This is a genomic window from Paraburkholderia terrae (assembly GCF_002902925.1).
In the GTDB taxonomy this organism is placed as follows: Bacteria; Pseudomonadota; Gammaproteobacteria; order Burkholderiales; family Burkholderiaceae; genus Paraburkholderia; species Paraburkholderia terrae.
The window spans coordinates 2,873,880-2,894,735 of sequence record NZ_CP026111.1 but is presented as its reverse complement, the minus strand read 5'-3'; the positions used below and the strand labels follow the sequence as shown (position 1 = coordinate 2,894,735).

Sequence of the window (20,856 nt, the reverse complement as noted above, 5' to 3'; positions counted from 1 at the left end):
ATAAGGGCGACGTCCGTTCTTTTTTTGCTGGGAGAAACAACAGTTTCGATCGAATAAGGACAGTAAGAAATGAGTGCGTCAGTCACGATCTTTCATAACGTTGTGTGGTCACGGCACAAGGGCGCCGTGTTCTCCGCGTTGCACAGCATCTCGGCATCGGGCGCTATCCGCTACTCGATGGTGCAGATCGCGGACACGGAACATGATCGGATCGGTTTTTCGGACGTCGACTATTCGTTTCATCGCTATCCGATGCACAAGCTCTTCGACGGCTGCTACGAGGACGTGCCGCGCTGGCAATTGACGAAGCGTCTTGTCCTGGAAGTGCTGAAGGCGAAGTCGGACCTGATCGTGCTGCCAGGCTATCACCGCCCGGAGTACTGGGCGATGCTCGCCGCGTGCGTGGTGACGGGCAAGCGCCGCGCCGTGTTCTGCGATTCGACGGCGCGCGATCGCCCGAAGCGTCTGTTGACGTCGATTCCGAAGCGCGTGTTCTTCGCGCTGTGCGACGGCTACTTCGGCTTCGGCGAGCGCAGCCGCGACTATCTGATGTCGCTCGGCGCGAAGCGCGAGAAGATTTTCATCCCGTGTCAGGCTGCCGCGCTGCCTGTCACGTTCTCGCCCGAGCGCGCGCTCGCCCAGCGCATGCAGTACCGCGCGGGCAATGCGCCCGTGTTTCTGTTCGTCGGGCGGCTGTCTGAAGAGAAGGGCATCACGACGCTGATCGACGCGTTTGCGGGAATCGCGAAGCGCCTGCCCGATCCGCAGTTGCGCATCGTTGGCACGGGACCGCTCGAACGCGACTTGCGCAAGCGTGTCACCGAGCTGGGCCTGGACCGCTCGATCACGTTCGTCGGCAGCCTGCAGGACGAACCGCTATCGCGCGAATACTACGGTGCAACCTGCCTCGTGCTGCCGAGCCGCAGCGAACCGTGGGGGCTCGTCGTCAACGAGGCGCTCGCGCATGGCTGCCCGGTGATCGTCAGCGAAAGTTGCGGCTGTGTGCCCGAACTCGTACACGAAGGGGTGAGTGGCTACGCGTTCACGGCAGGCGACGGCGCGGGGCTGCAGCGCACGCTGCTGAAGGCAACGGAAGCATTCGCCGACGCACAGTCATCGGCGCAACGCTGCATGGACGTGATCCGGCGTTTCGATCCGCCGTCAGCGGCGGCCAATATCGCGCGTGGCTGCGCATTGATGCTGGGTACTTGAGAGGGAGGAACGCGCGGCTTCGGCGTGAGCGTGCCGGGCCGCGTCAGGCGTGGGGAAGGGGGAGGGCGTAGCGCTGTGCGCCGCCGCATGACGGACAGTCGTCGTGGAAGTCAAACATGAAGATCTTGATCTATGGTCTCAACTACGCGCCTGAGCTTTCGGGCGCGGGCAAGTACACGGCCGAAATGGCGCAGATGCTGGCGGAGTGCGGTCATGAAGTGCGCGTCGTGTGCGCGCCTCCGTACTATCCGGACTGGAAGGTCGCGAACGGCTACTCCATGTGGCGCTATCGGCGAGACATCATGCGCGGCGTGTACATCTGGCGCGCGCCGTTGTGGGTGCCGCCAAAACCAAGCGGCCTGAAGCGGATGCTGCATCTCGCGTCGTTCGCTCTGTCGTCGCTGCCGCTGCTCGCGAGGCAAGTCACATGGCGCCCGGGCGCCGTGATGCTGATCGCGCCCACGATGGCCTGCGCGCCGGGCGCGCTGGCGCTCGCGCGCGTGACGGGCGCGAAAGCGTGGCTGCATGTCCAGGACTACGAAGTCGATGCTGCCTTCGATCTCGGCCTGCTGAAAAGCGCACGCGCCGCGCGCATCGCTTACGGGATCGAGCGGCTCGTCCTGAAGCGTTTCGACGTCGTGTCGTCGATCACGAACCAGATGGTCGAGCGCGCGGTCGGCAAGGGCGTCGACGCGGACAAAACCGAATTTCTGCCGAACTGGGTCGACACGCGCGACATCTTTCCGCTTGGCCGCGTGAGCGAATACCGCCAGACGCTCGGCATCCCCGCTACCAATACGGTCGTGCTGTACTCGGGCAACATGGGCGCGAAGCAGGGTCTCGAGACGCTGGCGGACGCGGCCCGCGCGCTTGCTGCGCGCGACGACATCACCTTCGTGTTCTGCGGCAACGGCGCGGCGCGTGACGATCTCGTCAAGCGTTGTGAGGGTTTGCCCAACTGCCGGTTCCTGCCGTTGCAGCCGGCCTCGTCGCTGAACGAGTTGTTGAATGTCGCCGATATCCACGTGCTGCCCCAGCGCGGCGATGCGGCCGATCTCGTGATGCCATCGAAGCTGACGGGCATGCTCGCGAGCGGCGGCGCGGTGATCGCGATGGCGCGCCCCGGCACGGCGCTCTACGAAGCCGTCGCGAACAACGGCATGATCGTGTCGCCCGAGGACACAGGCGAACTCGTCGACGCCATCGCGACGCTCGCCGAAGACGGTGCGCGGCGCGCTGCCATCGGCGCGGCGGGGCGGCGTTACGCGGAGAAGATGCTGTCGCCGCTTTCGACGCTGCTCACGCTCGATACGCGCCTCGCTCTGCTGACGGGTGCCGCGGTCCCGGGTGCGAAACCGGTGGCGGCGCCAAAGGCGAACGGGCCCATCTTGTCGGCGCGGGTTGAGGAGTCGGAAGTGGAGTGACGCGCGTCAACTGCGCGGAGAGGGATGAAAGGCCGCATACGAACTGTGCTTGGCGGTTCGCATGCGGCCTTCGGTTTATTGCGTCGTTGGACTGATTGGCGGATGCGTTCGGGGAGTGCCCGAGGCAGTGCCTGATTCACCAGGGCGATTTGAATACTTCCCGGCCCGCTCGCTCGCTATACGGGCTGCTGTAGACCGTGGTGCCGCCGCCTGCGTTGGCCGCATTCACGGCTGCGGCGCGTTGTGCTGCGGCACCTGCCGCGCCGCCGTTATCGGCTGCGCCGCCGCCTGCTGCCGCGCCCCGCGCGGGACGCCGGATCGCGCCGCCAGCCGCGGGCGCCGCGCCGCCGCCAGCGGCACTGGGGCCGCCCATCGCCTGCGTGTTGGGCTTGGCGACGCGCATGCGCTCGCTGTTGAGCAGCGCATCGCGTTGCGAATCGGGTGTTGCGCCGCCGGGGTCATAGCCGCCGAGCGACGCCGACGGACCGCCGAGCAGACGCTGTGCGTCCTCCTGCGAGCGCTGCGAAGCCGTTTTGCGGGCCGGCGCGCCATTGGCATTGGCATTGGCGTTGCCATTGCCCTTGGGCGCGGCGGCATTCTGGCCGTTGCCTTGCGCCGCGTTGTCCTGGGCGTGCGCGTGCGGCATCAGCGCGAGCGCCGACGCCAGCGCGGCGGCCAGCAACAGCGCCCGCGAACGCAGTCCGACGCGCAACGGATGCACGCGCGCCGGGCGTTGCCGCGAGCGAAGATGAGCAGCCATTGTCGTCTTCCTCCTGCAAACGTCATGAAGCCATGCTGCCATGGTGATACGGACACTCTGCTTCGATCCGCCAAAACTCCGCACGGCGCGGACAGCGGCCGTCCATCAGCACGCAAGGACCAGATAATCGATCAGGACAAGGCGCGCCATGTGGATACAAAGTGCGGATACAAAGGCCGAAGTACCGGACGGACGGCGAGGCGCGTTCATCGACGGGAGAAGACTATGGATAACACGATCAGCTCCACGATTGAACGGGCCGCGGACGGTCGGGCCGCGGATGGTCGGGCAGCGAGCATGAACGACCCGCATGCCGCGCCGCACACCCCGCCCTCTGCGCCGGGCCGCGTGATCGACCTGAGCCTGGCGGGCAAGGGCAACTACGTCGCGTCGCGCGGCTTTCTGATCGAGCTGATCTGGTTCTTCATCGAAGCGTGTGTGATCAACAACAAGCTGCTGCCCGTGTCGTCGGTGCGCGTGGCGCTGCTGCGGCTGTTCGGCGCGAAGATCGGCGCGAACTGCCGCTTCGTGCATCCCGTGCGGGTCAAGGCGCCGTGGAATCTCACCGTGGGCGACAACTGCTGGTTCGGCGTCGACGTGTGGCTCTACAACCAGGCGCCGATTCACATCGGCTCGAATGTCTGCATATCGCAAGGAAGCTTTCTGAGCGCGGGCTCGCATGAGATGCGAACCAACATGGATTTGCGCGTCGCGCCGATCGTCATCGAGGACGGCGCGTGGATTTCGTCGAAGTGCGTCGTGCAGATGGGCGTGACGATCGGCCGCTCGGCTGTTGTGACCCCGCTATCCGTCGTGCATCGCTCGCTCGACGCGGAAGGCGTGTATGGCGGCAATCCTTGCCGCTTTATTCGCAAGCGCTTCGATACTGACGTGGGAGGGCCCGCATAACGGTCATCGGATGCATGGTTCTGTCTGCCGGAAGCGCGAAGTTGGCGGATGAACTGCCTTACGCGGAGCCATCATCCTACGTAAGCACTGGCTGGCGCGGGAATACAGTATGCGTGCGCAGGCGCCGCGCTCGTGCAAACCCACAGGGCGTTGACGCATGACGAGCCTGGCTCGCGTGCGCGGCGGGGGGCCAGAACGGACGAAGCTGGACGCGTCTGTACAAGGTACGAACAGAACACAAGCTGGGAGCAGGGGATGTTTATCGATACCCGCAGTGTCGAGCAGGGCGTCGCTGTGTCGACGACGGTATGCATCATCGGGGCAGGCGTCGCGGGTATCACGCTCGCGATGGAACTGGAACGCGCGGGCATCGACTGCTGCGTGCTCGAAAGCGGCGGCTACAAGGCCGACGACGAAACGCGCGATCTCTATCGCGGCGAGAACGTCGGCATTCCGTACGCCTTTGCGGACGGCTGCCGCAGCCGCTATCTCGGTGGCAGCAGCAATTGCTGGGGCGGCTGGTGCCGTCCGCTCGATCCGTGGGACTTCGACAAGAAGGATTGGGTCGCGCATAGCGGCTGGCCGTTCGGTCTCGAAGAGCTCGCGCCGTACTATCTGCGCACCCATGCGCTGCTCAAGCTCGGCCCGCACAATTTCGATCCCGCGTGGTGGGAGCAGCAGATCAACCGGCACGACGTGCGCCGCTATCCGATGATGTCGGGCAACGTGCGCGACACCGTTTCGCAGTTCAGCCCACCCGTGCGCTTCGGCAAGGTGTATCGCGAGGTATTGCGGCGCTCGGATCGCGTGCGCGTGTTCCTGCATGCGAACGTCGTGAATATCGATTCGGATGCGCAGGCGTCCGAAGTCACGGGTGTCGACGTCGCGACGCTCACGGGCAAGCGCTTTCGCGTAAACGCCAAGGTGTTCGTGCTGGCGACGGGTGGCATCGAAAACGCGCGGCTGCTGCTCGCGTCGAACAAGGTGCAGGCGGCGGGTCTCGGCAACGGACACGATCTGGTGGGCCGCTTCTTCATGGACCATCCGCGCCTGATGACGGGCACGGTGAAGTTCACGAAGGAGTGGTCGCGCAACAAGCTGTACGACATCAAGTACCACTATCAGAACGCCGCCGTCGCGGCGCATGGCACGCATATCTCGTCGCAGTTCGCGCTGACGCACGACGTCATCAAGCGCGAGAAGCTGCTCAATTCGCGCGTCTGGTTCTTCTCGCGTTTCTTCGGCGAAGGCAGTGCGGGATCGGAGGCGTTGATCCGCTGCCGCGAGGCGCTGCATCGCAAGGAACAGCCGGGCCGCGTCGCGCGCGACGATTATTTGACGATGGCCGCGCATCCCGTCGATACCGTCGGCTTCGGTCTCACGCGTCTGCTGCAGTTGCGCGCGCTGATCTCGGACGTGAAGCTGCAGGCGATCGTCGAAGCGGAGCCGAACCGCGACAGCCGCGTCACGCTGTCCGATCGCAAGGACGCGCTGGGCCTGCCGCGTGTGAAAGTCGACTGGCGGCTCACGGAGCTCGTGCAGCGTACGTTCGACCGCACGTTCCAGCTGCTCGCCGACGAACTGAAGATGATGGGCGTCGCCGAGGTCGAACTCGACGAGCCGCTCGAGGGCCGCGCGTCGTTGCCGGCGAAGCTCGAAGGCACGTGGCATCACATGGGCACGACACGGATGCACGATTCGCCGCGTGAAGGCGTCGTCGATCGCGACTGCAAGATGCATGGCGTGAGCAATCTGTATGTCGCAGGAAGCTCGGTGTTTCCGACAGTCGGTGCAAACTTTCCGACGATCACGATTTCGGCGCTTGCGTTGCGGCTGGGCGAGCATCTCGCGCAGCGGCTCGGCAAGCCCGACACGGCGACGATTCTGCCGATCGGCGAGGCGGCCGGGAGCATGCGGTTTGGCGTGTCGAATGCCGAACTAGGCAAGCTGCCGATCGCGGCGCAATCACTGGTGCGGGCTGGGGGGAATGAGGCGATGTGAGGGCTTCGTTACCCGCGAAGACAGACACCCAGCAATAAAAAATCCCGCGATGCAAATCGCGGGATTTTTCTTTGTGCGCCTTCGCAACGTGTGCGAAGGCGCAAAGCAGACTCAATTCACCGACGGCTCCCTCTGCGCCGGCACCTTCCTCGGCATCGCACCAGGCGTATTCTGCGGCGACTGCTGATCGGCGGCACGAGGCGCAACGGCAGGCTGAGGTTGCAGCAGCGCAGTCAACGAATCGATCATGCTTTCGATACCGAAGCGCGCGTCAAACGTCCTGCGCGCCTGCTCGCGCATGTTCCCCTTCGCGGCGGCATCGAGCGAATGCCAGTTCAGCAGATTGCGCTGCGTGCCGTTGATCGTGTCGCTCGACACGAAACCCGCGTGGTCGTTCTCCACTTCGCGCCACACGCCGACCTTGTCCGACAGCAGCACGGGCAGGCCGCACGCCAACGCTTCCGCTACGGCCACGCCGAAGTTCTCCTGATGCGACGGCAGTGCGAACACGTCGCTCGCATAGAAGGCGCCCCATTTCAGATCGCCCTGCAGCATGCCCGGCCACGCAATTCGTTCCTCGATCCCGCACGAGCGCGCGAGCGCCTGCAGTGGCCGCTGCCAGCCCGTTGCATCGGGACCCGCAATCACGAGATGCGCCTCGGGGTCGCGCTGCGCGTGATCGGCGAACGCGTGAATCAGCAGATCGCAGCCCTTCTTTTCGTGGATGCGCCCGAGAAACAGCACGATCCGCTTGCCGCGCAGGGCCGGATAAGTGCTCAGGAACGCTTCGCGCAGCGCCTGTGCATGCGGCGGCGGAGCGTTGGTGCCGAACGGCACGACGCGTTCGTTCGCGCGATACAGCCAGAACGACTGCCGCGCGAGCAGCCGCTCTTCTTCCGTCGTGAAGATCACAGCGGCCGCGTCGCGCAGCACGCGATATTCGGCCCACGGCCAGTACGCCCACTTCTTCAGATGCTTGAGCGGGTACGTGCGCTTGAAATACGGGTCGAGCATGCCGTGCGTGTACACGTAGTACGGCACCTTCGACGCGCGCAGCGCGCGCCAGGCGCCGAAGCCATGGTATTGCCACAGTCCATGCACGATCACGGCGTCGAAGCGCTGCGCCTCGCGGCTGAGCCACGGCACGAAATCGGGTGTGAAGCCGTAGTAGTTGCGCCCTGGACCGAGCGCATGCACGGGCAACGGGAAGTCGCGAACATGCGGCGCGTCGGCGGCATCGAGCGACGCAACCTCGACCTCGTGACCCAGCGACGCCATCGCGACGCCGCTCTGTCGTACACCTTCAGTCGGTCCGCCTGCCCGCGGGTCGACTGTCGAAAGTAGATGAAGAATTTTCATTGGCGAATAACACGGCGTAGTGCGAAAAGGACCGGCGCAGCCGGGCGATGAAACGAGGCAATCCGCGTGATGCACGACATGCGCCGCAGCGCACGTCACGCGGACGCCGGCATGCCTCGCTGACGCAGATCGCGTGTGCGGTCTGCGTCGTGCGGTTCTGACCCTGTTGCGTCTTTCAGCGAGCCTCGCGCGGCAGCCGATGCGAATGGCGCGGGGCGGGGCGGCTGGACGGGCGGTTGCGTCGGCGGTTTCTGCGCGACGGCTGTTGCGCGCGCCGATGGCGGCGGCGTCACGGGCTCGACTCTCAAGCGCGCCTTTGCGTCCAGCTGTCGATGCAAACGGCAATACGTCGCGACGGTCAAACCGAGCGCGACGCCGAATACAAGTCCCGAGAAACGCGGCCCGAGTGGATTGCCACCGATCGATTGGGCAGGCAGCGCGGCGAGCAGCAGGAGCGAGCGGCCAAACACGGGCAAAAGTGGCGCACCGGGACTTTTCGCGCGCCATCGTCGGTAAGCGAGCGTGCAGTGCGCCAGCGTCACCAGCACCGCGAGCGGCAGCGCGAGGCCGAACAGCAGGCCGCCCGCGAACAGCTGATAGATCCAGAAGTTGTGGCCCGCCGCCCATTCGCGGATCGCGTAGAAATCCTTCTCGCTGATCTGTCCCGCGAGATCAGGCAGATATTGCGGCGAATAGCGGTAGTAATGGCCGTAGCCCTCGCCGAGCAGCAGCGATTGCGTCGACGACGTGACCTGGTCGAACTGATCCTTGATCTCGGCAAGACGCGTGATGGTCGTCGGGTCCTTGCCCGTCTGCGTATTGGAGGCGGCCGTGAAGCGCTGCATCCAGTGCTCGCTGACGGACGGCATGCTCAGTACGGCGAGCGCGCCCATCGCGCCGAGCACGATACTCACGATAAACGTACGGATGGCCGAGCGCAGCAGGTAACGCAGCGACGGCGCGCTCATCCACGCGGCCATCATGAACAGCAGCACCGTGCCGACCAGCAGACTGCGGGTCACGCTCAACAGCTCGACGAGCACCGTGCCGAGAAACACCGCGAGCATGAACGGCGAAAAGCGCCGCGCGAGCACGAATTCGTGCAGCAGCACGCCTTGCAGGCCGAGCAGCGTCACAGAGACGATACGAAAGCGCACGTCGGCGATGCCGCCCATTCCGCCGCCCGTCGCAATGCCGAACACGAACGTGAAGACCAGACAGATGAGGTTCGCCCAGAAGAGGGCCTTTTCCATCTGCCCGATGCGGTTTTCAGCCCAAGGATGGCAGGCCATCGCGTAGCCGAGCAGAAACAGCAGAAACGGCAACACGACGCGCAGATAGTTGCCGAAATCGTTGTCTTGCACGAATTGCGCGATCAGGCTGCCGGGCACGCTCAGCACGAGGCAAAGGGTGACGAACCGGCGCAACGGAGACGCTTCGCGAAAGCGCGGCGCGATGAAGATCAGCGCGAGCGCGGCAGCGAAAGTCGGCGCGACGAGCAGGATCTGCGCGGCGTGGCCCGAATCCGCGTCCGGTGCCTTGTAGTCGAGCGCGAGTGGACACAAGCACATCCAGATCCACAACGTAGCGTACTTGTTGCGCATCGATTCTCCCTCTCCCGGTGCGGTGCGATATCTTCATCGTGGCAGGGCGACGCGCGCCACTGTTCAGTCTGAATATAAATGGAGCGCCTGGCGTGAAGTCCGGCACAGGCGTAATACGCCTGGGTTCTGGCGGGGTCAAACGATGCGCCAAAAGCGTCTGGTCAGACGGTTCGGCACGCGCGGCCAGGCTGTCCGATAAGGGCAGCAACTTGGCGTACGGGTGCGCGGCCGAGCAAGCAACATGGCTGGAATATCGTGCGAAAAGTGCCCGTCGACGCATGCCTGCATGCATTGAATGCGCCAGGTCACTCGAGGCACGAGCGAGGCAGTGGCTCTCCGCGTGGCGGCTCACAATCAAGACTAGCAAACGACGTCGAAGGGGAACAGGCATGAAGCTATTCGGCAGCGCGCAATCGATGATGCGAGGCAGGTCGGTCGAACTCGACTTCGTGCGCGGCATCGCGATCATCGCGGTGATGGGCTACCACTTTCATGTGAATCACACGGGCAGCGCGCTGATCTCGATCATCGAGTATCCGCTGAAGAACTTCGGCCGCGAGGGCGTGAACCTGTTCTTCACACTGAGCGGCTTTCTCGTCGGCGGGCTGCTGCTGCGGCAATACGCGGAGAAGGGCCACGTCGACGCGTGGCGCTTTATCGTGCGGCGGATGTTCAAGATCTGGCCCGCTTACTACGTGCTGATCCTGTTTCATTCGATCGTCGGCCGCCATCCGCTGGACACGTTCCTCTGGCAGAACCTGACACACTTGCAGAACTACTTCGGCACATCGATCTCGCAGACATGGAGCCTCGCCGTCGAAGAGCACTTCTATCTCTTTCTGCCCGCCTTGCTGCTGCTGTTCGCGCGCTGGAAGATGCGCGCCGGCTCGATCATCAGCGTGCTGGGCGGGATCTGCGTGATCGTGCTGATCGCGCGTTGCCTGGAAGTCGCGGGCGGCGATTTGCAGGCAGCGTTCTTCTATACGCAGTACCGGATCGACAGTTTGCTGTACGGCGTGATTCTCGCCGCGATCTACTGGATGAAGCCCGATGTCTATCAAGGCATCGCGAAGCGGACCGGCTGGCTGCTGGCAGTGGTGGCCGTGCTGGTCGCATGGCTCGTGCTCGCGACGAAGCACGAACCGCTCGATGAGAGCATCGGCTATACGATTCAGGCAATCGGCTTTTGCGCGTTCATCGTGCTGGTGCTCGAGCACTCGGGCAAGGTGCGCGATTCGCGCGTGTACCGCGCGGTTGCGTGGCTTGGCGTGTACTCGTACGGCATCTACCTGTGGCATTCGCTCGCGCTCGCGCCCGGCGACATCGTGATCCGCAAGGCGACGGCACTTGGCTTGCCGCCCGCCGCGATCTGGTTCGTCGCGCTGGCCGCGCAGGCTGCCGTCGCGATCATCGCGGGTTACGTGATGACGCGCGCCGTCGAGTATCCGTTCCTGCGGCTGCGCAATGCGCTGTTCCCGGCTAAACGCAACGCGTCGGTGCGCGAGGAAATGCCCGTCGGCGGGCAGCTGTCCTGATTCCGGCCCATTCATTGCTGCAGCATGTTGCACGCGTCGCGTGCGCGCAGGCGGGCGAAGCATCCGGCTCGCAAGGGGAGGATTTGCGTGAGCTTCACAGGAACGCTGACATGGCTTGACCGTATCGGTGACCGCTGCGTGGTCATCACGGCAACGAGTGCGTCCGTCACGAAGGCTGCGGCGCACGACGAAGCTCGCGTCGCCGCACTCGATGCCGGCCGCGCGCTCGCCATTGTCGGCGTGATTCTCGTGCATCTCGCGCTCTTTATGCCCGCGCTGCCTACCTGGCTGCAGGCCGTGTCGGATATGGGGCAATACGGCGTGCAGCTGTTCTTCGTCATCAGCGCCGTGACGATCATGCTGACACTCGAAGCCGAAACGAAACGCTTCGGCGACGACCGCTCGCTGATCGCGCGACGCTTCTACGTCAAGCGCTTCTTTCGCATCGCGCCGCTGTATTACGTTGCGATTGCCGTGTATTCGCTCGGCAATCATCTGGCGGGACGATTCGATACGCAGGTCACGGCGGCGCATGGCGTTAGCGACGTCGTGGCGAATCTCGTCTTCATCCATGCGTGGGTGCCGAGCGCCGTCAATACTGTGGTGCCGGGCGGCTGGTCGATTGGCGTGGAGATGTCCTTCTATCTGTTCGCGCCGCTCATCTTCATCGCGACGCGCACGCGACGCGGCTTGTGGCGTACGTCGCTGGCGCTGCTGGTGATCAGCGCGGTGGCGCTGACGGCGGGCGCCTGCGCCGACGACGCCTGCACCGTCGAGAACAATTCGTTCATCTATTACTGGCCGCCGACGCAACTGCCATGCTTCGTCATCGGCTTCGTGCTCGCGCGCTATGGCAAGCGGCTTCTGTTACGCGACGGCATGAAGCTGTCGATGTTCGGCATCGCGTGTACGGTCGCCGCTTGTGCAGTGCTGCTCGCGCTGCTGTACGCGACGGGTTCGGGGCTTGGCCTCGCGCACTGGCTCGCGCCGACGGTTGCCGCGTGCGCAGCGGCCGCACTGTTGCTGCTGCTCGCGCAACTGCCGCGCCGTTATCCGGGCGCGCGGATCGTTGCCGCGTTTGGGCAAAACAGCTACGGGTTGTATATCTGGAGCTTCGTCGTGATCCTGGTCGTGCGCGTTGCATTGAAGACGCCGCTCGATGCACTCGATCACCGCGTGCCCGTGCTCGGCTTCGCGATTGCTGCCGTGTTCGCGTGTTGTGCGAGCTATGTGGCCGCGCGGATCAGCGCGACGCGCATCGAGCGGCCTTGCGCGCAATGGGCGCGTCAGGTGCTGCTGCCGCGCGTCGCGCGCGTGAAACGGATCGAGCGGGTGAGCAGCGAAACGTCGGATTGAGCGGTGCGCCTGCACGCATGCCGATGCGGGGGATCACCGCTGCAATACGCGCGCCGTATCAGACGCGCGTTTCGACAGCGGCCGTGATCGCCTGGCGCAGCGTTTCCTTGAATTGACCGAGCGTGTTGCGCGCGAGCAGATGATCGAGCGGACGTTGATGCTTCTCGCCGCGCTGCCATTGCGCGGCAACTTCGCCGAGCGCTTGCGTGATCGATGCCGCCGACAGATCGTCGAGGCACGGCCCGAGTTGCCCGCCGCGGCAGAACCAGCCGATCAGCCCGTCGCTCGTTGCGACAACGGGCTTGTCGAAGCGATAGGCCTGCACGAGCACGCCGCTCATTCCGTAGTGGCCTTTGTAGCCGAGCCAGACGACGTCGCATGCGGAGAACAGGTCGCGCTCCATCTCGTTCGAAACGAACTGATCAAGGATCACGGGCGCGGGCTTCAGGATCGGAATGAACGCCCGCATGAAGCCGCGCACTTCCTGGTCCTGTTCGCCGGCGAGCAGGAGCGTCGGCGCGTCCTTCATGCCCGCGAGCGCTTCGGTGAGTTCGCAGATGCCCTTGCGCTCGCTGATCGAGCCGTAGACGAGCAGATAGCGGCCAGCGGGATCGAGCCCGAGACGCTCGCGCGCGACGAGGGGGTCTTCGGCCTTCGCATCGGGGAACGGATCGGCGACGTATTCGACGGACGCGCCATGTTTCGGCTTCACGCGGCCGACCCATTCGGGCAGTGTCGGATCGATCGACAGCAGCGTGCGCAGCCCTCTCGTATGGACGGCGCGACGAAACAGCAGCGACTTCAGCGTATTGACGAGCGGCCGTCCCGGCGTGCGCACACCGACCTTGCGATGATGGAACGTCGCGCGCATCGTGATCGCGATCCACGGCGTCTTGCCGAACGGCGAGCCGAGCAGCGGCAGCGCGTGAAAGAAGTAATCGACATACGGCACGACGACGAGACGTATGCGTTCGGCGCGCTTGACGGAGTCGTAGGCGAGCTTGAAATACGCGTGAAACCGCGCGTAGCTGATGCGCTTCAGGCCGCGGCTGTGACGCTGGCTTTCTGCGTCGACGAAGGCGATCTGCAGGTCCTCGCGCCTTGCCGACATGATCTCGCGGGCGAGGCGATGATCTTCGTTCGAGTTCTCGGTCACGACGAGAACGGGATGGCCGGCTTCGAGGCAGGCCTGTGCGATCCACTCGACATAGCGCCACCGATGCCCGGTGAAATTGGGCTCAATGATGACGACATAGCCGAGTCTCGCAGCATCGGCGATGGGGGCTTCGACTGACACGAGATGGGTTGCGCGTTCCATGGCGATCTTAAGGAGCAGCCTTGCGTTCACCTTAGCATTACGTATTCGGCGCGAACCGACAATTTCGCCATTTGTTTGGCGACAACAGACAGCCGGAGGGGGCGGGTTGCCGAATCTGACTGACAGATGGCGTCCGTGTGCGGGTGTGGCGGGTTACCTTGAGGGACGGCGTGCGTGAGCCGGCGGACAGGCTGTGTCTGCGGCGCGCATGGGTATGCGCAACGGGTTGAGGTGGCGCTAGAGCGCTAACTCAGATCAAGGGGAGAAAAACATTGCGGACGATGAGGCTACCGGCGTTTTCGTTCAGGGCAGGCCTGGGTTCGAGCGCAGCGACATGGGTGCTGTTGCAGCAGGTGTTGATGCGCGGGCTCGTTGCCGTCAAGTTTCTCGCGATCGGCCGCATTCTCGGGCCGGAAGCGATCGGCAGCGTGAGCGTCGCGCTGCTCGCCGTCGCGATTGCGGAAGCCATGTCGGATACGGGCCTGTCGCAGGCGGTGATCCAGGGGCAGGCCGCGCCGACACGCGATGAACTTGGCTCCGTCTGGACCACGCTAGCGACGCGCGGCCTGATCATCGGCGTGGCGCTCGTCGCGATCGCGCCGCTGATGAACAGCCAGTTCCATCTCGGCGGCGCGCTGCTGCTGTTGCAGCTCGCCGCGCTGTTGCCGCTGTTGCGCGGCATCGCGTCGCCCGCGTATTACGTCGTGCAGCGCGAGCGGCGCTTCCAGCATGTCGCGATCATCGAGGTGTCGGCGGCTTTCGTCGACTGCTGTTGCGGGCTGGCGCTCGCGCTGGCGGGCGCGGGTGCGTACTCGGTGCTGCTCGGGATGATCGTCGGCGAGTCGCTGAAGACGACGCTCACCTGGATCACGATGAAACCGCGTCCGCCTATCCGCCTGCGCTGGTCGGGTATTGGCCACTACATTGGCTTTAGCCGCTGGATCTGGGCGGGCAGCGTCGTCAATCTGATCCTCAACCAGTTCGACAAGGTGGTGGTCGGCAAGCTGCTCGGGCCCGCGCAACTCGGCGCGTATCAGATGTCGTCGCGGCTCGCGCAAATGCTGCTCGCCGATGCCGCGATCGCGATGTCGCAGTACCTGTTTCCGACCTTCGCGGCGCGCCACCGCGCCGATCCGCATGCCGCCGCGCGGCTTTTCAGGCGCTATATCGGCGTGATCGCGCTCGGGCTGGTGGCGGTCGTGATCGTGCTGCGGTTCGCGGCGCACTGGCTCTTCGCGCTGATACTCGGCCCGGCCTGGCTGCCCGCCGTGCCGCTCTTCAAGATCTTCGTGATCAACATGGCGATCGGCGCGCTGATCGCGGTGCTGGTGTCGTATCTGCGGGCCGTCGGCGACGCGAAGGCGACGACGCAAGCGTCGGTGATCCAGGTGTTCGTGCTGCTCGCCTGCGTGCCGCCAGCGACGCATTATTGGGGCGTCACGGGTATCGCATGGGCGATGACGGTCGGCCTGAGTTCGGCGGCCGCGTGGATGATCTATCGCACCGCGAAGGTGATGTGATGCGGATACTTCATCTCGTGCTGGAGCCGCGTCTGTCGGGCGCGGAAGTGCTGGCGAAGGATCTCGCGATACATCAGCAGCGCGACGGCAGCGTGGTCGGCGTGACCGCGCTGATGCCCGAGCGGCCCGACTTCGCGCCGTTCACGCGCGAACTGACGAGCCACGGCGTCGAGTGCGTGTTTCCGGCCAGGCGCCCGAGCCTGCCTGGCAAACTGATGCATCTGGCGGGCGTGCTGCGGCGCTTTCGGCCCGACGTCGTGTTTGCGCACGCGACGATCCCCGCGTTCTACGCGCGCGCGCTGCCGAGCAAGGTGCCCGTGATCTACGTGATGCATTCCGCCGTCAACGATTTCGAGCGCAAGCTGTTTCGCAACGTCGAGCGCGTGCTGTCGTCGCGAGCGAGGGCGGTGATCGGCGTGTCGCCCGCGAACGTGCGGGACTATACGGACTGCGTCGGCTCGCATCCGCTGTTGACGATGATCCCGAACGGCGTCGACATGTCGCGCTTTGCATTCGACGACCGGCCGCGCTCAGGCGATACGCCGCCGCGGATCGTGCAGATCGGCCGGTACACGTCGGTGAAGAACCAGCTGCAGACGGTGCATGCGTTTCGCGAGGTCGCGGCGCAGGTGACGGATGTGCGGCTGCAGTTGTACGGCGTGGTCGAAGACCCGGCCTATCTAGCCGCGATCCAGGATCTGGTGAAGAAGCTCGGGCTCGAAGGCCGGGTGAGCGTGGATGGTCCGCATACGGACGTGAGCGGCGTGCTGCGCGCGTCGAATGTGTTCGCGATGCCGTCGCGTTCGGAAGGGCACAGCATTGCGTTTCTGGAAGCGTTGGCGTCGGGGATACCCGTCGTCGCGAGCACGATCACGCCGTTCCAGTTCGCGAAGACGCTGCCCTGCGTGCAACTCGTCGATACGGACGATACGGCCGCCTATGTCGCCGCGCTGCTGGGCGCGCTGGCGCAGCCTAAGATGCCGAGGTCGCTGGCGGGCTTGACGCTGCAGGATACGGCGCAGCGCTATCTGGCCGTGGCGCAGCAGGTGATCGGCGCGCGGGCTTAGGTTTCCTGCTCGGGACGGGATGAAAAGGGTGCCGCTGGGCTGTGTTCGCGAAATGCCTCGATCAAGGCTTCAGCGACGCGCGAACGATCTCGGCCAGCTTTCTGCCGAGGGTCGGCGAATTCAGCTGTTGATACTTCGAATAGGCGGCGGTGCTTGCCGCGCGCATCATTTCGGGCGACATCGTCCACACGCGCCGCAGCGTATCCGCGAGTGCATCCACACCGCCTTCGCGCGGATAGAAGAACCCCGTGCTGCCTTCTTCGACATAGCCCGGCTCGGGACCCATGTGCCGCTGCAGCTCGTCGTGAACGAGCGGCGGCAGGCTCAGCCCGAACATGTGGACCACGCTCAGGCCCGCTGCCCCCGGATAGCAGCCGATGCGGCAAAGCCGACTGATCGCCGCGATGCGGCTTTCGTCGAACACCGGTCCGTACCAGATGACATAGTCGCGGTCGCCGTACACGCGCTTGAGCTGCGCGCCGTGCTTGCCGCCGCCGACCAGATGCAGGGTGATCTGATGATCCTCGCTGCGCAGACGGCCGACGGCTTCGATCAGCGCGCCGACGTTCGAGTCGTCGCGCAGCCGTCCAAGGAACAGGATGCCCGTTTCCTTGCCCGACTTTTCGGCGGGATCGACGGTGTGTTCGACGGTCAGCGAGTTATCGGCCACGATCAGTTTCCCGGAAGGACAACCGACGCTTTCCAGTGAACGCTTGGACGCGTCGGTGTAGCAGATGTATTGCGTCGACAGCGCGACGGCGATCCGGTAGCACAGCGAGCGGATCATGCCGACGTCGTCTTCGTGCCGGTACAGGCCCTGACCGTGGATCAGGACGGGAATGCGCATCGCGCGGCCGGCCATCAGCGCGAGCCAGAGCGACAGATAGCGGATGTCCGCGAATATCAGCACGGCAGCGGGGCGCTCGCGCACGATTCTTCCGACGACTTCCCGCTGCATGTTGATACCCGGCGAAAAGACGTGGCTGATGTGTGTTTCGACGAACTCCTCGCACGTGGGGTTCTCCCGCGAAAAGCCGTTCGATTCCACCCCTGCCGAACTGGCAAAAAGCTTGACGGAAAAGAGCCGGTTCAGTGACTCGACGACCTCCATCCGGTAGTGGGCGATCATCGGCTGCACGTAGAAGACGGTCCGCTTGTCGGCGGCCGCCGTGCTTTTTCCCAGCGACGCAGTACTCCAATCGGTAAGCAGTTTGTCGGTCACCGGATCAACCCTTTTCAGGTTAGAGATGCGCTGATGATTGAAGGTCGGTTGGATTATGCAGTAGACAATTCGCTTACGCGGATTAATTGGCTGAAATTGACTACGGAGAAGGGTTTATTGTCGGGAAAACACTATTCTTGCTGAATGGCGATTGGGATATGGCTGAAACGGTGCGTGCCGGTTATCGCAATGCATGCGTCTGGTGCAGGCCAGGCAAGGGTTTGAGGCGGGAATTGAGGTGTTGGGTGTTGCGCAACGTCTACCCTGAAAACATATTGTTTGCCGGTGACATTTCGAATTAATTAAGGCTTTTTATTGGTTGTAAATGAAGTTGGACAATTGAATCTATCCAGTAATTTTGGCGTAGCCTTAATGAAAATGAAACTCGTGGTGGGTAATTTTTTCGCGTCGAAATGATGGCGTTTGCGAGTGCCGGGCAGGAGCGAATGCGTTGATCAGACGCGTTGACGGGCAGGAGCGAATGCGTTGATCAGACGCGTTGACGGGCAGGAGCGCTGAATGGCGGCAGGTCCAACTGGCATGACGTATTGGCCGCCAGAAATTGAAAAGGGCTTAGCCGAAGCTAAGCCCTTTGAATCTTTTGGTAGGCCGTACGGGATTCGAACCTGTGACCAACGGATTAAAAGTCCGCTGCTCTACCAGCTGAGCTAACGACCCAAAAGAGAAGCGGAATTATATCGGCCGAGCCAAAATGTGTCAACCGGCGCGGCCCGACCAACAAGCGATCCACGCAAAAGAAAAGCCCGGAACGATGAAGTCCCGGGCTTTCCGGCGAGAGGCGCGCGTATCGGTTATTGAAGCGTCGACACTGCGCGTTTTACTGCATTCAACACACGGACACTGCAGACGCCCGGCTCATGCCGGACGCACAAACATCACTTGATCTGCGAAAGCTTGCTTTGCGCCGATTGCGCGACATCCGAGCCGCCGTACTGCGCGACGATCTGTTCGAGCGTCTTCTTCGCGGCGGCCTTCTGACCTTGTTCGAGCTGGTTGTTCGCGATAGCCAGCAGTGCTTCCGGCGCCCGCGGATGCTGCGGATACTTCTGCACGACGCCTTGCCACACGGCCGTCGAACCCTTGTAGTCGCGCAGCGCGTAGAGCGCGTTGCCGAGCCAGTATTGCGCCGTAGGCTGATACGGGCTCTGCGGGTACTTCGCGATAAAGCTGCGGAACGACGTCGCCGCGTTCTTGAAGTCACCGCTGCGGAACTGCTGCGAAGCCGCGTTGAACGCGTCCGTTTCACCCGGCTGCACGGCGCCCTCGACCCCATCGACCGTCTGCTGCTGCGGCTCGAACTTCTTCAGACGACCGTCGAGGTCGGTGTAGTAGTCCTTCTGCTGCTTCTGCAACGTGGCGACCTGATTGGCGAGGTCCTCGTTCTGCCCGCGCAGCGTCGCGACCTGCTGGTTCAGCTGGTCGAGGCGGTTGGACTGATCGAGGATCGTGCGTTGAGCCGCCGACAGCTGGCTCGACAGACTATCGGTCTTGGTGCGCAGATCGAGAATCGCCTGGCGAGCCTGATCGTCGTCGAACATGCCTGCGTGCGCGGGCAGGGCCATCATGGCCGTTCCCGCGACGCAGGCGGCTGCGGCCATGCGCAGCCAGGAGAAACGGGGCGTCATACGGCTTGTCACCTATTACTGTTGATAGACGAGGTCCGCGCGGCGGTTTTGCGCCCACGACGCTTCGTCATGACCCGTTGCCTGCGGCTTTTCCTTACCGAGGCTCACGGCTTCCATTTCCGAATCCGGAACGCCCAGCAGCGACAGCGAGCGGCGGACAGCTTCAGCACGCTTCTGGCCGAGTGCCAGGTTGTATTCGCTCGTGCCGCGCTCGTCGGTGTTGCCCTGGATCAGGACGTGACGTTGCGGATGGCTCTTCAGATACTGCGCGTGTTGCTGCAGCAGCGGCTGGTAGTCGTCCTTGACCGAGTAGCTGTCGAAGTCGAAATAGATGCTGCGCTTGGCCAGCGGGCTGTTCGGATCGTTCAACGGATCGACGTTCACCGTGGCGACATCGTTCGGGTTAGGCTGAGCGCCCGTCGCGCCACCCTTGTTGGCGTTTTCGTCGAGCTTGACGCCCGAATGACATGCAGCCAACGCGCCGACCATACCCACGGCAAACGCGATACGAAGTTTGGACATCATGCTTCACTCTCCTTGTGTGTTATTGCATAAACGGGCCCCAGGAAGGCTCGCGTACGATGCCTCCCTGAACGGACAGGACCTGCCGCGTCCGACCATCGGTCGATACTGCGGCCAACACGCCACGGCCGTTCACCTGAGTGGCGTAAAGAATGTACTGACCATTCGCCGCGAAGCTCGGCGATTCGTCATGTGTTGTATCAGTGAGCGCCGTCGCGACGCCCGACTGCAGATCCTGGATATACAGCTTGAAGCCCCCGCCCGTGCGCGAGATGTATGCGAGCTGCTTGCCGTCCGGGCTCACGCGCGGACTCGTATTGTAGTTGCCCGTGAAGGTCACGCGCTGCGCGCCGCCTGCGGACTCGCCGCCGGCCGGCATTTTGTAGATCTGCGGCTGGCCGCCACGGTCGCTCGTGAAATAGATGGACTGGCCGTCAGGAGAGTACGACGGCTCGGTGTCGATCGCGCTGCCTTGCGTGAGGCGGCGCAGGCCGCTGCCGTCGGCGTTGACGGCGAAAATCTGTGTGTTGCCGGTGCGCGACAGCGCGACGGCGAGCGTGCGGCCGTCAGGCGACCAGGCGGGCGCGCTGTTGTTGCCCTTCTGGTCCGACACGACGACGCGGCGGCCCGTAGGCAGATCGTGGATGTAGACGATCGGCTTTTTCTTTTCGAACGACACGTACGCGACCTTCGTGCCATCCGGCGACCATGCCGGCGAGATGATCGGCTCGGGGCTGGAGAGGGCGATGTGCGCGTCCTGGCCGTCCGAGTCGGAAATCTGCAGCTGATAGCGGTTGCCCGTCTTGATCACGTACGACAGACGCGTTGCGAACACGCCGCGGCCGCCCATCAGCTTCGCATAGATGTAGTCGGCAACCTTGTGCGCGCTCATGCGCAGGCCGCTTTCCGGGCTGACCAGTTCGAGGCCGCCCAGGCTTTGCTGGTTGACAGTGTCGTACAGCTTGAAGCGCACTTGGTACTGGCCGTTCGGCAGCTTGGTGACGCTGCCCGCGACGAACGCATTCGCGCCCTTAGCCTTCCAGGCGCCGAGATCGACGGAATCGCCTTCCGAAACGGGCGCGCTGCCAGCGTCGATATTGGTGAATTTACCGCTGCGCTGAAGGTCCTGGCGGACGATCGTGCTGATCTGCTGGGGAGAATTGGCCTCGTTGGCAAAATTTGCCGTGGCAATCGGGAACTGGGTGGACCCGACGCCTGTCACGAGGACGTTGAGTTGTGCATGGGCGGTACCGCCGGCGGCGATCAGGCACGACGCTACAAGCGCTCGCAGGCCTAGCTTGGTCATCAAACTCATTCTGTATAGGTTCCCCAAAAACGAATTGCTAACACTTCACGACTACAAACAGACCGACCTACGCAGATTTCGTTCCCGGTCCGCCC

16 protein-coding genes and 1 tRNA gene are annotated in these 20,856 nt (G+C 63.8%); 8 read left to right on the top strand and 9 right to left on the bottom strand.

The window, feature by feature from the left end:
• The first annotated feature begins 69 nt into the window (after nucleotides 1-69).
• Nucleotides 70-1,212, top strand: coding sequence for a glycosyltransferase family 4 protein (locus C2L65_RS12765; protein ID WP_042310651.1), 1,143 nt, complete (start codon nucleotides 70-72; stop codon nucleotides 1,210-1,212).
• A 116-nt stretch (nucleotides 1,213-1,328) separates the two neighbouring features.
• A complete protein-coding gene (locus C2L65_RS12760) occupies nucleotides 1,329-2,636 on the top strand; it encodes a glycosyltransferase WbuB (RefSeq protein WP_042310653.1) in 1,308 nt (435 codons plus the stop codon).
• Nucleotides 2,637-2,772: 136 nt separating this feature from the next.
• Here C2L65_RS12760 and C2L65_RS45465 read toward each other — a convergent pair whose 3' ends face one another.
• Nucleotides 2,773-3,396: a hypothetical protein gene (locus C2L65_RS45465; RefSeq protein ID WP_042310655.1), complete on the bottom strand. Its 624-nt coding sequence runs from the start codon at nucleotides 3,394-3,396 to the stop codon at nucleotides 2,773-2,775.
• Nucleotides 3,397-3,693: 297 nt separating this feature from the next.
• Here C2L65_RS45465 and C2L65_RS12750 point away from each other — a divergent pair, with 297 nt between their 5' ends.
• Together C2L65_RS12750 and C2L65_RS12745 are read left to right on the top strand one after the other, a co-directional pair.
• Complete coding sequence (locus tag C2L65_RS12750) at nucleotides 3,694-4,305, top strand: DapH/DapD/GlmU-related protein (RefSeq protein ID WP_042310727.1); 612 nt, start codon at nucleotides 3,694-3,696, stop codon at nucleotides 4,303-4,305.
• A 255-nt stretch (nucleotides 4,306-4,560) separates the two neighbouring features.
• A complete protein-coding gene (locus tag C2L65_RS12745; protein ID WP_042310658.1) occupies nucleotides 4,561-6,306 on the top strand; it encodes an FAD-dependent oxidoreductase in 1,746 nt (581 codons plus the stop codon).
• A gap of 111 nt (nucleotides 6,307-6,417) precedes the next feature.
• On the opposite strand, the gene C2L65_RS12740 is transcribed toward C2L65_RS12745, so the two are convergent.
• On the bottom strand, nucleotides 6,418-7,665 hold the full coding sequence (locus C2L65_RS12740; protein ID WP_081921152.1) for a glycosyltransferase: 1,248 nt from the start codon (nucleotides 7,663-7,665) through the stop codon (nucleotides 6,418-6,420).
• 95 nt (nucleotides 7,666-7,760) lie between these two features.
• Nucleotides 7,761-9,269, bottom strand: a complete 1,509-nt coding sequence (locus tag C2L65_RS12735) for an O-antigen ligase family protein (protein ID WP_042310659.1) — start codon at nucleotides 9,267-9,269, stop codon at nucleotides 7,761-7,763.
• Between the two features lie 389 nt (nucleotides 9,270-9,658).
• Between C2L65_RS12735 and C2L65_RS12730 the strand changes: the two genes are divergently transcribed.
• Nucleotides 9,659-10,804 carry an acyltransferase family protein gene (locus C2L65_RS12730; protein ID WP_042310662.1) on the top strand — a complete coding sequence of 382 codons (1,146 nt, stop codon included), beginning with the start codon at nucleotides 9,659-9,661 and terminating at the stop codon, nucleotides 10,802-10,804.
• 87 nt (nucleotides 10,805-10,891) lie between these two features.
• The gene (locus C2L65_RS12725) at nucleotides 10,892-12,160 is read left to right on the top strand and encodes an acyltransferase family protein (RefSeq protein ID WP_081921158.1); all 1,269 of its coding nucleotides are present in this window, start codon (nucleotides 10,892-10,894) and stop codon (nucleotides 12,158-12,160) included.
• A 58-nt stretch (nucleotides 12,161-12,218) separates the two neighbouring features.
• On the opposite strand, the gene C2L65_RS12720 is transcribed toward C2L65_RS12725, so the two are convergent.
• A complete protein-coding gene (locus tag C2L65_RS12720) occupies nucleotides 12,219-13,478 on the bottom strand; it encodes a glycosyltransferase (protein WP_042310664.1) in 1,260 nt (419 codons plus the stop codon).
• A gap of 272 nt (nucleotides 13,479-13,750) precedes the next feature.
• Between C2L65_RS12720 and C2L65_RS12715 the strand changes: the two genes are divergently transcribed.
• Both C2L65_RS12715 and C2L65_RS12710 read left to right on the top strand, forming a co-directional pair.
• Nucleotides 13,751-14,998, top strand: a complete 1,248-nt coding sequence (locus tag C2L65_RS12715; protein ID WP_042310666.1) for an oligosaccharide flippase family protein — start codon at nucleotides 13,751-13,753, stop codon at nucleotides 14,996-14,998.
• Nucleotides 14,998-16,065: a glycosyltransferase family 4 protein gene (locus C2L65_RS12710; protein WP_042310733.1), complete on the top strand. Its 1,068-nt coding sequence runs from the start codon at nucleotides 14,998-15,000 to the stop codon at nucleotides 16,063-16,065. The genes C2L65_RS12715 and C2L65_RS12710 overlap by 1 nt, the downstream gene beginning before the upstream one ends.
• Before the next feature lie 61 nt (nucleotides 16,066-16,126).
• On the opposite strand, the gene C2L65_RS12705 is transcribed toward C2L65_RS12710, so the two are convergent.
• The 5 genes from C2L65_RS12705 to tolB all read right to left on the bottom strand — a co-directional run bounded on the left by C2L65_RS12705 (nucleotide 16,127) and on the right by tolB (nucleotide 20,770).
• Entirely contained in the window at nucleotides 16,127-17,287 is a 1,161-nt protein-coding gene (locus C2L65_RS12705; protein WP_042310667.1) for a glycosyltransferase, read from the bottom strand.
• Nucleotides 17,288-17,889: 602 nt separating this feature from the next.
• Nucleotides 17,890-17,965 (bottom strand) — tRNA-Lys (locus C2L65_RS12700).
• A gap of 218 nt (nucleotides 17,966-18,183) precedes the next feature.
• Nucleotides 18,184-18,933, bottom strand: a complete 750-nt coding sequence (ybgF, locus tag C2L65_RS12695) for a tol-pal system protein YbgF (RefSeq protein WP_042310670.1) — start codon at nucleotides 18,931-18,933, stop codon at nucleotides 18,184-18,186.
• Between the two features lie 15 nt (nucleotides 18,934-18,948).
• Nucleotides 18,949-19,458 carry a peptidoglycan-associated lipoprotein Pal gene (gene pal, locus C2L65_RS12690; RefSeq protein WP_007584951.1) on the bottom strand — a complete coding sequence of 170 codons (510 nt, stop codon included), beginning with the start codon at nucleotides 19,456-19,458 and terminating at the stop codon, nucleotides 18,949-18,951.
• Between the two features lie 19 nt (nucleotides 19,459-19,477).
• Nucleotides 19,478-20,770 (bottom strand): Tol-Pal system beta propeller repeat protein TolB, encoded by a 1,293-nt coding sequence (gene tolB / locus C2L65_RS12685; RefSeq protein WP_007584949.1) that lies wholly within the window; start codon nucleotides 20,768-20,770, stop codon nucleotides 19,478-19,480.
• Between the last annotated feature and the right edge of the window lie 86 nt (nucleotides 20,771-20,856).

Bases quoted from the DNA above. Each gene is read 5' to 3' on its own strand.
- C2L65_RS12765 (WP_042310651.1), top strand. From the start codon at position 70: ATGAGTGCGTCAGTCACGATCTTTCATAACGTTGTGTGGTCACGGCAC.
- C2L65_RS12760 (WP_042310653.1), top strand. From the start codon at position 1,329: ATGAAGATCTTGATCTATGGTCTCAACTACGCGCCTGAGCTTTCGGGC.
- C2L65_RS45465 (WP_042310655.1), bottom strand. From the start codon at position 3,396: ATGGCTGCTCATCTTCGCTCGCGGCAACGCCCGGCGCGCGTGCATCCG.
- C2L65_RS12750 (WP_042310727.1), top strand. From the start codon at position 3,694: ATGAACGACCCGCATGCCGCGCCGCACACCCCGCCCTCTGCGCCGGGC.
- C2L65_RS12745 (WP_042310658.1), top strand. From the start codon at position 4,561: ATGTTTATCGATACCCGCAGTGTCGAGCAGGGCGTCGCTGTGTCGACG.
- C2L65_RS12740 (WP_081921152.1), bottom strand. From the start codon at position 7,665: ATGAAAATTCTTCATCTACTTTCGACAGTCGACCCGCGGGCAGGCGGA.
- C2L65_RS12735 (WP_042310659.1), bottom strand. From the start codon at position 9,269: ATGCGCAACAAGTACGCTACGTTGTGGATCTGGATGTGCTTGTGTCCA.
- C2L65_RS12730 (WP_042310662.1), top strand. From the start codon at position 9,659: ATGAAGCTATTCGGCAGCGCGCAATCGATGATGCGAGGCAGGTCGGTC.
- C2L65_RS12720 (WP_042310664.1), bottom strand. From the start codon at position 13,478: ATGGAACGCGCAACCCATCTCGTGTCAGTCGAAGCCCCCATCGCCGAT.
- C2L65_RS12710 (WP_042310733.1), top strand. From the start codon at position 14,998: ATGCGGATACTTCATCTCGTGCTGGAGCCGCGTCTGTCGGGCGCGGAA.
- ybgF (WP_042310670.1), bottom strand. From the start codon at position 18,933: ATGACGCCCCGTTTCTCCTGGCTGCGCATGGCCGCAGCCGCCTGCGTC.
- pal (WP_007584951.1), bottom strand. From the start codon at position 19,458: ATGATGTCCAAACTTCGTATCGCGTTTGCCGTGGGTATGGTCGGCGCG.
- tolB (WP_007584949.1), bottom strand. From the start codon at position 20,770: ATGAGTTTGATGACCAAGCTAGGCCTGCGAGCGCTTGTAGCGTCGTGC.